Below are 11,713 nucleotides of genomic sequence, written 5' to 3' on the forward strand. Positions count from 1 at the left end.
GCACGGCATCTTTACGAAAGAACATTTGCGAAAATTACCTAAAAACATAGGTTTACTTACTCTTTAGATTTGGAGGTTAATTTATGATAGTAAAAGGTCTTACAGTTGAGATCGTACCAGCAGACAAAGGGGCAGGCCGAAAGCTTTTGGCCCGGGGCGGAAATATGATGATGACTGAAGTCACATTTCAAAAGGATGCGATAGGGGAAATGCATTCCCATAACCATGAACAAATCAGTTATATTGTACAAGGAAGCTTTGATTTCACATTGGATGGAATAACGGAGCGGGTCGAAAAAGGTGACAGCATATACATACCATCTAACACATTACACGGTGTAAAGGCCTTTGAGAATGAATCCATTATTTTAGATATTTTTACACCACAACGAGAAGATTTTCTTCGGAAAATTTAATTAATAGGTTTACCATTTTTCCGAAAACGAGCTGCACAGTGTAGGGTGTTTATCTTAGCCAGTATGACTAGACAATTGGTGGACTAAAAAAATAACAATCTAAGCCCATAATGGAATTATGGGCTCTATTAGTTACGCCCATTCCAATTTAAAATGTTAAAATAAGCATATGTTGGAGTAATTCATGGTAAAATTTACTATCTGAAGAAAGGAGTAAGTAAAAGATTGGAGGGAACGAAAACGGAAAATTCTACGAAGGATTATGGGTTTACCAAAATTTTAATATTCTTTATTCCATTAGCTATATCTGCCAGCCTAACAGCAGTCTCTCATGTCATTATTAATGGAACGTTGAGCAGAGCACACCATGCGGAAATCATCATTGCCAATTATGCCATTGCCTTATCTCTTTTCAGCATTTTGGAAAGACCGGCAATTGTTTTCAGACAAACGACTTCGGCCTTAGCAAAGGGGAGTACAGCATTTTTTAATATCGCAGCTTTTTTTGTAAAGATATCTTTTTTCATTTCTGTCTTATGTGCTTTGATTGGTTTCACAAGGCTTGGGGATTGGGTGTTTATTTATGGGTTTCATGCGAATGCCGATTCACTGACTTCTTTAAAGGTAACCTTTCTTGTCCTTGCAGTGGTGATCCTTTTTTCAGGACTGCGGGGATTGTACCAAGGAGTGATCATTAACCAATTAGAGACGAAATGGGTAACACTTGGCGTTATTATTAGACTTATGGGTATGTTTGGTCTTGCCATCTGCTTTATCCACTTCGGCCTAGCCAACACAAGTGAGGCGGGAGCTATTATCTTTTTGGCTGGAATGGCGATTGAATGTTTGGTCAGTGTCTGGCGCGGTCAAACAATTGTACGCGGAAACAGTAAGTATGGAAGCCCTTTAAAACAAAAAGAAATTAGCTCCTTTTATTTTCCCTTGGTTGTTTACATGTCATTTCAGACAATCTTAATTCCGATCATCTATTCGTTCCTAGGCAAGATTCAAGATGTTCACCTCGGTATTGCATCATTTGCCTTGGCCTTTAGTATTACCAATTTAGTAATTAGCTTTTTTATGTACACCCATCAAGTTGTCCTGCAGTTTTACAAACATAATAAACCTGCTGTAATCAAATGTGTAATTGTTTTTAGTATTGTCCCGTCACTATTCCTTGGTGCCCTTTGTTTCACTGGTGCAGGGCCTTGGTTTATGACTAAGGTGATGGGGGCTGACACAAGACTTGCTGCTGAAAGTCTTAACGTTTTAAAGTTCTGTTTAATCAAGACAGCTGTCTTTCCATGGGTGGACTATTTCGGCGGTATTCTTATGCTCCAGAAAAGCACTAAATCTCTTCTAAAACCACAAATTTGCAACATGGCAGCCGTAATTCTGGTGATCATCCCAGTTGTCTACTTACATCCTGAATTAAATGGAAAAGCAGGTGCAATTGCAGCGTCAGTCGGCGAATTAATAGGATTGGTTGCTGTATTCCTGGTTGTTTCACATAGACAGAAGTATGAACTACAAGAACAAAAGGCGGTATAAATTTTATCTAATAATGTTAACGTTAACAAAAAATATTTACTAGTTCCATATATTCTGTTAGACTAAACTTATAATTAATTGTTAACGTTAACAAATATTTTTCAAAGGATGGGTTAATTATGGAAAAGTTTATGGGTTCTAATTTTTTATTAAAAAATGAAACCGCTGTCTCTTTGTATCATGATTATGCAAAGGAAATGCCTATCATTGATTACCACTGTCATTTAAGTCCAAAGGAAATCTACGAAAATAAAAAATTTAAAAATATTACGGAGGCATGGCTTTATGGTGACCATTATAAATGGAGAGTCATGCGGGCAAATGGAATCTCCGAGGAGTACATAACCGGAAGTGCCAGCGATTACGAAAAATTTCTAGCATGGGCAAGAACCATCCCAATGACAATTGGCAATCCATTATATAATTGGACGCATTTAGAATTGCAGCGTTTTTTCGGTATTTATGACGTATTAAACGAGCAAAGTGCACCAGTCATTTGGGAGAAAGTAAATGCTCTCCTGAACGGGGAAAACTTTAGTGTCCGAGATTTAATCGTCAAGTCGAATGTAAGGGTTATTTGTACAACAGATGATCCAGTTGATAGTTTGGAATACCACACTTTATTAAAAGGAGAGAAGGACTTCCCGGTTAGTGTAGTCCCAGGCTTCAGACCAGATAAAGGACTTGAAATAAACCGTGAAGGCTTCCCGGAATGGGTCGAAAAGCTAGAAAAGGCTTCTGAAATTGAAATTAATAATTATGAAGATTATCTTGCTGCACTTGAAGCCCGTGTCCAGTTTTTCCATAGTGCAGGGGGCACTGTTTCAGATCATGCCCTAGATTCCGTCGTGTATGAAGATGCATCCTTTGAAGAGGTTGCCGAGATTTTTGCTAATCGATTAAATGGTAACGCCGTTGCGTTATTAGACGAGAGAAAATTCAAAACTTACACACTGATCTTTCTTGGAAAACTATACGCGGACCTTGGCTGGGCGATGCAATTCCATATAAATGCTCATAGAAATAATAACACGAAAATGTTAAATGAGCTGGGACCAGATACAGGGTACGATAGCATGAATGACGATCAAATTGCCAAACCGCTAGTCAAAATTCTTGACTCTTTGGAGCAGGATGACAAGCTGCCGAAGACAATTCTTTATTCGTTGAATCCGGGTGATAACTATGTGATTGCCAGTATAATCAACAGTTTCCAAGATGGAAAAACTCCTGGAAAAATTCAATTTGGAACCGCTTGGTGGTTCAATGATACTAAGGACGGTATGCTGGCTCAAATGAAAGCTTTGTCTAATGTCGGTCTTTTCAGCAGGTTCATCGGCATGCTTACAGATTCCAGAAGCTTTTTATCCTATACAAGACATGAATATTTCCGCAGGCTGGTATGCAACTTGATTGGAGAATGGGTAGAGGATGGCGAAGTGCCTTATGATCTAGAATTGCTTGGTAAGATTGTTCAGGGGATCTCCTATAATAACGCCAAAGAATATTTTAATTTTACGGAAGTAACAACAGCTGATTGCCTTCCTCTAAATTAATAATATTGAACATAATGGTTGAAGCTGAAGAGCAAAAAACACAGGGAAGCTTCAACCATTATGTATTAAACATTTACCACTCCCTTTGTAGAGGCAGGGGTTGAAAAACATTATTCACGTGTGCATTAATACTTTTATAGTTTAACAGGGGTGGAGTATGCAAAGATTAAATCGAACGACTTATAAAAATTACAATACCTATCCAGAAAAAATCCTCCAATTTGGGGAGGGAAATTTTTTAAGAGGTTTTGTGGACTGGCAGATTCAGGTGCTAAATGAGAAAACTGACTTCAATGGTAGTGTCGTTGTTGTCCAGCCAAGAGGTTCAGAAAAGATTGACAGGCTAAACCGTCAAGATGGACTATTCACCCTTTATTTACAGGGACTCAAAGATGGAAAGCCTGTCAATGAACATATGGTCATTGACTCCATAAGCAGGGGAATTAACCTGTTTACGGATTACCAGGACTATTTAAAACTTGCCGCAAGCGATGAGCTTCGGTTTATCATTAGCAATACCACAGAGGCAGGCATTGTTTTTGATCCTGATGATAAGTTAGAGGACCGGCCTCAGAGGAGTTTTCCAGGAAAATTAACAGCCTTTTTATATCACCGTTTCCTAGCATTTGACGGAGATGTAAATCGCGGGTGTATCTTGATTCCCTGCGAATTGATTGAAGATAATGGCGGAAAGCTGAAGGAAGTTGTCCTAAAGTATGCACGTCACTGGAATTTAGACAGTGAATTTACTGCTTGGATCAATCAGGCCAATACATTTTGTTCAAGCCTGGTTGATCGGATTGTCCCTGGTTACCCAACGGACTCGATTGAGAAAAAAACGGCTGAAATAGGGTTTCAGGATGAATTGATCGTAGTCGGAGAACAGTATCATCTTTGGGCGATAGAGGGGCCGGAATCTTTAAAACAGGAACTCCCTGTTGCAGGAACGGGTTTAAACACTTTAATCGTTAACGATTTAACTCCATTTCGCACTCGAAAAGTGAGAATTCTAAACGGTGCTCATACGGCAATGACTCCTGTGGCCTATTTATCTGGCTTAGATACGGTGGAAGAGGCAGTCAATGATCCTGAAATAGGATTATTTATTAAAGAACTGATCGCAGAGGAAATTATACCAACGTTTGAAGGGGATTTGGAAGAACTTACACTCTTTGCAGGTGACGTACTTAACCGGTTTGCCAATCCATTTATTAAGCATTATTTAATGAGTATTTCTTTAAATTCGATTTCAAAATTTAAGACAAGAAATTTACCGGCTTTGCTTGAATATGTGGAAAAGAATGAGTCACTGCCAAAACGGATGGTCTTCTCTTTAAGCAGTTTAATTTATTTTTATCGTGGCAAGCGGGGAGAGGAACCGATTCAATTGCAGGATCAACCTGAAATACTGCAATTTTTCCAAGCAATCTGGCAGCAATATGAGGATTATCTAGTAGAAGCAAAGGAATTAGCTGAAAAAGTTTTAAGTGAACAAAAGCTTTGGGAAATGGACCTGACTTCTATTCCAGGTTTGGTGGATGCTGTGTCCGCTAACCTACTTCAAATGGAACAAAAGGGTGTTAGAAATGCGCTTAAAGAACTTTATGGAACATCGATTAGGTAAGGTGGGGTAAAGATGAAAGATTTTCTGCAAATCCATAAGAAAGATAATATCATTCTTGCTTTGAAAGATTTAAAGAGGGGGGAACAGTTGAATGTCAACGGGACCGTCGTTCAATTAAAGGAAGATATATATCGGGGACATAAGGTCGCAATTCGTGATATCCAGCAAGACGAGAATATTGTCAAGTACGGTTATCCCATTGGTCACGCAATCACAGGGATTCATGCTGGAGAGCTTGTCCATACCCATAATACGAAAACCAATTTGTCTGGTACAGAGGAATATCAATACAATCCCAATCAACCTGAAGTTTCTTATAAGCTTGAGGAACGGACCTTTAAGGGCTACCGCCGGGCAAATGGAGCCGTTGGGATTCGTAATGAGCTGTGGATTGTTCCGACAGTAGGCTGTGTAAACGGTATTGCGGAAAAAATCATTAAGTGTTTTGAAAAGCATGTAGGAGACATCAGCCCCTTCGATAATGTTCTTGTTTTGAAACATAGTTATGGCTGCTCTCAATTAGGAGATGACCATGAAAATACTAAACAAATTCTATTAAATGCGGTGAATCATCCGAATGCAGGGGGTGTCCTGGTTTTAGGCTTAGGATGCGAAAACAATGAGCTGCCGGAGTTTAAAAAATCGCTAGGGGATGTAAATGAGGACAGGATTAAATTTCTCGTTTCCCAGGCAGTTACTGATGAAATCGAAGAAGGCTTCAAGCTAGTAATGGAAATCTACGAAACTGCAAAAAAAGATAAAAGGGAGGATATTCCTTTATCTGAATTGAAAATTGGTCTAAAATGCGGTGGTTCGGATGGGTTTTCTGGCATTACGGCCAATCCTCTTTTGGGCAGGTTCTCTGATTATTTAATTGCCCAAGGGGGGACGACTGTCCTGACGGAAGTACCGGAAATGTTTGGGGCTGAAACGATCTTGATGGAACGTGCCGCAAATGAGGAGGTTTTCCATAAAGTAGTCGATTTAATTAATGATTTTAAGGGATATTTCCTGCAGCATAATCAGCCTGTCTATGAAAACCCATCACCAGGGAATAAGGCAGGAGGAATTACCACCCTTGAGGACAAATCACTTGGCTGTACACAGAAGGCAGGGGCTTCAACTGTAGTGGATGTCTTGAAATATGGTGAGGTCCTTAAGACAAAAGGATTAAATCTTCTTAGTGCACCCGGGAATGACTTGATCGCTTCAACTGCACTCGCTGCGGCAGGCTGTCATATGGTTTTGTTTACAACAGGCCGTGGGACACCGTTTGGTACCTTCGTACCAACAATGAAGATTTCCACTAATACCCAAATCTTCGAAACAAAGCCACATTGGATTGATTTTAATGCGGGAATCTTACTTGAGGATGAAGTTTCGTCGGAACAGGTGTTATATGATTTTGTGAATTATTTGATCGAAGTAGCAAGTGGGGAGTTCGTCAATAATGAGAAGAACGACTTTAGAGAGATTTCTATTTTCAAAAGTGGGGTAACTTTATAGAAAATGACAAAGGACAGTAAAAAGAAACTGTCCTTTTTGCTGCGAGCTTTACCTTTTTTGTTAAAAGTTGTACTTAAAAATAGCCTTAATCAAACATGGAAAAAAATCCTAAATGGTGAGAGATGTATATTAAAAAAGTGTTATTGTTGTAAACCCTTTCTTTCTTTAAAGTTAAAAAGGGTGACAAAACATGATGCCCCTCCATCGCAATTTTTACAGAATCCATATTGGGAGCATTTTCGTAAAATTAGGAGATTATGCAGGGAGATTTCATCAAGTTTTTGGGACCCCGATGAAAATGGCGAAGAAATATCCTATATCTTGTATCTATCAAAAGGAATTCATCGTTGATACGATTCCAAACCGATGTTCCATACTGATGGATAGGGGGAGCTATATCCGGTGATTATCGAATCTTTATAAATGATCATCTGGTGAAGGACCTGGATCAAAACTTCTTTTATGATCATCGTAACTTAATGGGAGATGTTCAATCTTATTTAAAACAAGGAAAAAACGTACTTAGGATTGAAGTGAAGGTGGAGCATGTTTGGGATGGGGTTATTGATGCTCTTTATTTAACAGGAGACTTTGGAGTTTCCTTTAACAATCTGCATCAGCCGATATTAAATAGTCCGGCAGCATCTTCAACTATCCATCAAGGGCCATACAATGGATATCCGTTCTATGCCGGCACAATGTCATTTTCGCAAAAAATCACCTTAGATCAGCTGCCTGACACTAAAGAGTTTATTCTATCTTTTGCGGATTTGGATAAGCATATCCATGATTGTATCGAGGTTTTGGTCAACGGAAGTTCTTTGGGAGTGAAGGCATGGACACCTAATCAATGGGAAGGAGATTCGCAAATTCTTCATTCAGGAGAGAATGAGCTTGAAGTAAGGATTACGAATACACTAATTGGTCTATTGGAAGGGAAATATTTTGATTATCAAGAACATCAATTGCGAAAGGTTACTAGTTTGAAGTAATTGGAGAGGATTGTATTGTCATCAGTGGAAGAACTTTTCGATAAAATGTTATTTAATACAAAAAATAAAATACTGGGCTGGGAGTTTGAAACCATCAAAAATTAATTTTTTAGAAAGGAATACCTGGCATTTGAAAATCATGCAGGGATTCTTCTCATGTATTTCTACTATTATATAGAGGTGATAAAGATGCCTAAAATAATCATGACTTTTCCTAAAGGGAAGCACAAAGTATTAACGATGAGCTATGACGATGGCCGATCAGCAGATAGAAAACTTGTCGAACTCTTTAATCGTTATGGGATAAAGGGAACCTTTCATTTGAATTCTGGGTTAATGGGAATGGGGGATCGAATACCGAAAGAGGAGGTTCTAGGTCTATATGAAGGACATGAAGTATCCACTCATACAGTCACTCATCCGACGATTGCCAGGTCGCCAAAAGAACAATTAATTGAAGAAATAATGGATGATCGTAAAAACTTAGAAAATATTGTAGGTTATACTGTAAGGGGATTGTCTTTTCCAAATGGCTCCTACAATCGACTAATTAAAGAAATGCTTCCATTCTTAGGAATCGATTACGCCAGGACGGTACATAGTACAGGCAATTTTTCGTTACCGGATGATTTTATCGAATGGAATCCAACCTGCCACCATAATCGAAACTTATTAAAACTAGCCGAGGATTTTGTCCAGCTCCATAAAAAACAATATTTGTATATGATGTATGTATGGGGCCATAGCTATGAATTTGATCAGGATCAAAACTGGGATTTAATCGAGAACTTTTGTGACTATATCGGTAAACGAGACGATATCTGGTATGCAACCAATCTTGAGATTGTCGACTATATTAAGGCATTTCAAAACCTAAAATTCTCAGCCAATAGTCATTTTGTTTATAATCCTTCCGCTAAGCCTATCTGGTTAAGTGTGGACGAACAAATCGTCGAGGTAAAAGCTGGGGAACAAATAAAACTAGTGAAAAACTAGTTATATTGAAACCAGTCGAGCCATCGACTGGTTTCTTTTTTAAAAACCACAAACAGGGGTTTAAATAAAACCTACATATTGGTATTGTTAGTTTCATTTTTTAATTCTTCTTTGGCAATTTGCTCCATGCTGTTACCGCCATAATCCGGAACATTACCTGCGTGCTCACGATGATATTCAGAACCAGATCCTTGCGGACTATTGCTTGAATTCTGATTTTTATTATTTAGTGCAGCCACTTCATTCACCTCCAGACAATCTAGCAACAGGATAACTTTTAGCAGTCGTGATGTTTATTAAGATGAAGCGGTGGTGGAATCAGCCAGCCTTTTTCTTTATTTAGACGCAAAATCTTTGCACCAAGTGCAGCTTTTTGAATATGGAATTGTCCATACATCATTGCGACATCTTCTCTGATAGACATTCCGATGACTTGACTGCAAGCGACTAAACCGGCAGCCGTGTCTGCTGCAAGGGTAGCTGCAATCGCTGGATCCGGAATTCTGGCACCAATTGGAATGTCTTCTAAACAAGCTTCAGGTGGGTCGGGCATAACTGGTGGCAGACCAACGCCATTTTCCTTCAAGAGTTCTTCAATCTGCTTCTTTTGCTGTTCGCCTGTCTCGATTGCTTCAATAAGTATCTTTTTTAAATCCTCATCACCAGCATGATTTAACATTGTTTTATAACCAGAAATCATATTGTTTCCGGCTAACTGTGAAGCCCAAATGTCAAATACCTCGCCATAATGTAATGGCTCGTCTTTTGGATTCCCACTTAATATTCCCATCGTTACCCTCCTTAAAGTGTTAGAAAAGTGGTTCAGGATTAGTGCCTCCTTCCTTGAAGTGCACAGAGATAGTTTTCCTACGCACTTAAGAATTCATTCTCTTACGCAATAGTTTCTTCTATCCCAACAGAAACATTTTTAACATTTGTTCATGAATTGTTCATATTTACCTGTTAAGATAGATGTTAGTGAATTTGGGTTGAATCTTCTATTTAAATGTCAAATTTTTTTTGTCATAATAATGCACTATGAGGTGATGAGAAACAATGAATAAACTACTAAACAAGGGTCAAAGTATTTTTAATAAATATATTGGCTTTTTCTTTTTGTCTGTATTTCTACTATGGTTGAAAACATATTTTGTCCAATTAACCCAGTTTCAATTAGGGATCGAAAATACATTACAGAAATTTCTTCTGTTTTTTAACCCATTAGGGTCTTCCTTAATTTTCTTAGGAATTTCAGCCTTTTTTAAAGGAAGAAAAAAATATACTGTGATGATGATTATTTATTTTCTATTATCTTTTCTATTATATGCAAACGTCCTTTTTTACCGTTTTTTCAACGACTTTATCACTTTGCCGACCTTAACGCAGACACAAAATTTTGGTGACGTAAGTGGAAGTGTGCTCACTTTATTAAGACCTTATGACATTCTTTTCTTTGTTGATTTTATTGTATTGGTGGCACTGCTTGCTTTTCGTTTTGTTAAGGTTGAGGTTAAAGATATAAAGCGTAGGAAAATCTCGGTATTATACTCTTTAGCGCTAGTTATATCTTGTGTAAACTTGTCGCTGGCAGAATTAGACCGTCCACAATTACTTACTAGAGGATTTGACCGAAATTATATCGTGAAATACCTTGGTATGTACAATTACACCATTTACGATGCCGTTAAAAGTACACATGCCTCCGCACAACGAGTAATGGCGAGCAGCGATGATATTACAGAAGTTATTAACTATACGAAATCTAATTATGCTGAACCCAACCCCGCTACCTTTGGTGCAGGTAAGGGAATGAATGTGATTTACTTACACCTTGAATCCTTCCAAAATTTTTTGATCAACTATAAGTTAAATGGAGAAGAGGTTACACCTTTCTTGAATTCATTAATTAAAGATCAAAATACGATGTATTTTGATAACTTTTTCCATCAAACAGGGCAGGGAAAAACCTCAGATGCAGAATTTATGCTCGAGAATTCCTTGTTTGGCTTACCAGAGGGATCTGTTTTTACAACGAAAGGGTTAAACACATTCCAAGCAGCACCTGCCATTTTAGGGCAGAACGGTTATACATCAGCTGTTTTTCATGGCAATTCCGGGAGTTTCTGGAACCGTAATGAAATTTATAAATCGCTTGGTTTTGACAAGTTCTTTGATGCCAACTATTATCAGATTAATTCTGCTGATGAGGCCGAATATGGTTTAATGGATAAACCATTCTATCAGCAATCCATCCCACTATTGGAATCACTGCCGCAGCCGTTCTATACCAAATTTATTACGGTTGCCAATCACTATCCATATGCGATGAATCAAAAAGATGCAACCATTGCACCTGCTACAACCGGTGATAAGTCTGTGGATGGATATTTCCAAACAGCACGTTATGCGGACGAAGCGTTAAGACAATTTTTTGACTACCTTAAGAAGTCTGGTCTATATAACCATTCCATTATTATTATGTACGGTGATCATTACGGTATCTCTGAAAATCATAATAAAGCGATGGCACAAATACTTGGAAAAGAAATATCACCTTTTGATAATGCTGGATTACAACGTGTACCATTGTTTATCCGTGTCCCAGGTATGCAAGGTGGGGTGAACCATGAGTATGGCGGTCAAGTTGACCTTCTTCCAACTCTTCTTCACCTGTTAGGAATCGATACAAAAGATTATGTTCAATTCGGTACGGATTTACTGTCTAAGCAACATGATAGTTTAGTGGCATTCCGAAATGGTGACTATGTGAGTCCGACGATTTACTCGGTTGATGGTAAATATTATGATTCAACTACAGGGTTAAAGCTAAAATCGGACAAGTTGCCTGAGGCCAAGAAATATAAACAATTGGTTCAGGAAAAACTTACTTTTTCGGATAAAGTAGTCAATGGCGATTTATTACGTTTCTATACTCCGAAAAACTTTACTCCTGTTGACAGAACAAAGTATGATTATAATCCTACTCATCAGAATAGTAATGAAAAAACAACTGATAACAAATAAAAGGTTGCCGATAAGGGGCTGTTGACAAAATGGGAAAGGAGCTGTGAC

The 11,713-nt window shown here is 38.3% G+C and carries 10 protein-coding genes; 8 read left to right on the forward strand and 2 right to left on the reverse strand.

Annotated features, from left to right (window positions below; genetic code table 11):
* Positions 1-83: 83 nt before the first annotated feature.
* The 7 genes from AAHB15_RS04945 to AAHB15_RS04975 all read left to right on the forward strand — a co-directional run bounded on the left by AAHB15_RS04945 (position 84) and on the right by AAHB15_RS04975 (position 8,641).
* Positions 84-416, forward strand: a complete 333-nt coding sequence (locus AAHB15_RS04945) for a cupin domain-containing protein (protein WP_335575048.1) — start codon at positions 84-86, stop codon at positions 414-416.
* A gap of 225 nt (positions 417-641) precedes the next feature.
* On the forward strand, positions 642-1,967 hold the full coding sequence (locus AAHB15_RS04950; RefSeq protein WP_335575049.1) for a multi antimicrobial extrusion protein MatE: 1,326 nt from the start codon (positions 642-644) through the stop codon (positions 1,965-1,967).
* Between the two features lie 119 nt (positions 1,968-2,086).
* Positions 2,087-3,523: a glucuronate isomerase gene (uxaC, locus tag AAHB15_RS04955; RefSeq protein ID WP_335575050.1), complete on the forward strand. Its 1,437-nt coding sequence runs from the start codon at positions 2,087-2,089 to the stop codon at positions 3,521-3,523.
* A 157-nt stretch (positions 3,524-3,680) separates the two neighbouring features.
* The gene (locus AAHB15_RS04960; protein ID WP_335575051.1) at positions 3,681-5,147 is read left to right on the forward strand and encodes a tagaturonate reductase; all 1,467 of its coding nucleotides are present in this window, start codon (positions 3,681-3,683) and stop codon (positions 5,145-5,147) included.
* A gap of 12 nt (positions 5,148-5,159) precedes the next feature.
* Positions 5,160-6,653 (forward strand): UxaA family hydrolase, encoded by a 1,494-nt coding sequence (locus tag AAHB15_RS04965; protein WP_335575052.1) that lies wholly within the window; start codon positions 5,160-5,162, stop codon positions 6,651-6,653.
* Between the two features lie 434 nt (positions 6,654-7,087).
* The gene (locus AAHB15_RS04970; RefSeq protein ID WP_342041870.1) at positions 7,088-7,645 is read left to right on the forward strand and encodes a hypothetical protein; all 558 of its coding nucleotides are present in this window, start codon (positions 7,088-7,090) and stop codon (positions 7,643-7,645) included.
* A gap of 189 nt (positions 7,646-7,834) precedes the next feature.
* Positions 7,835-8,641 (forward strand): polysaccharide deacetylase family protein, encoded by an 807-nt coding sequence (locus tag AAHB15_RS04975; RefSeq protein ID WP_342041871.1) that lies wholly within the window; start codon positions 7,835-7,837, stop codon positions 8,639-8,641.
* A 71-nt stretch (positions 8,642-8,712) separates the two neighbouring features.
* On the opposite strand, the gene AAHB15_RS04980 is transcribed toward AAHB15_RS04975, so the two are convergent.
* Together AAHB15_RS04980 and AAHB15_RS04985 are read right to left on the reverse strand one after the other, a co-directional pair.
* Complete coding sequence (locus AAHB15_RS04980; protein ID WP_335575054.1) at positions 8,713-8,880, reverse strand: hypothetical protein; 168 nt, start codon at positions 8,878-8,880, stop codon at positions 8,713-8,715.
* Between the two features lie 38 nt (positions 8,881-8,918).
* Positions 8,919-9,431 (reverse strand): DUF3231 family protein, encoded by a 513-nt coding sequence (locus tag AAHB15_RS04985; protein WP_144562121.1) that lies wholly within the window; start codon positions 9,429-9,431, stop codon positions 8,919-8,921.
* 266 nt (positions 9,432-9,697) lie between these two features.
* Here AAHB15_RS04985 and AAHB15_RS04990 point away from each other — a divergent pair, with 266 nt between their 5' ends.
* The gene (locus tag AAHB15_RS04990) at positions 9,698-11,665 is read left to right on the forward strand and encodes an LTA synthase family protein (protein WP_342041872.1); all 1,968 of its coding nucleotides are present in this window, start codon (positions 9,698-9,700) and stop codon (positions 11,663-11,665) included.
* Positions 11,666-11,713 lie beyond the last annotated feature (48 nt).

This window comes from Bacillus sp. OTU2372, assembly GCF_038440275.1.
Lineage (GTDB): Bacteria > Bacillota > Bacilli > Bacillales > Cytobacillaceae > Neobacillus > Neobacillus bataviensis_B.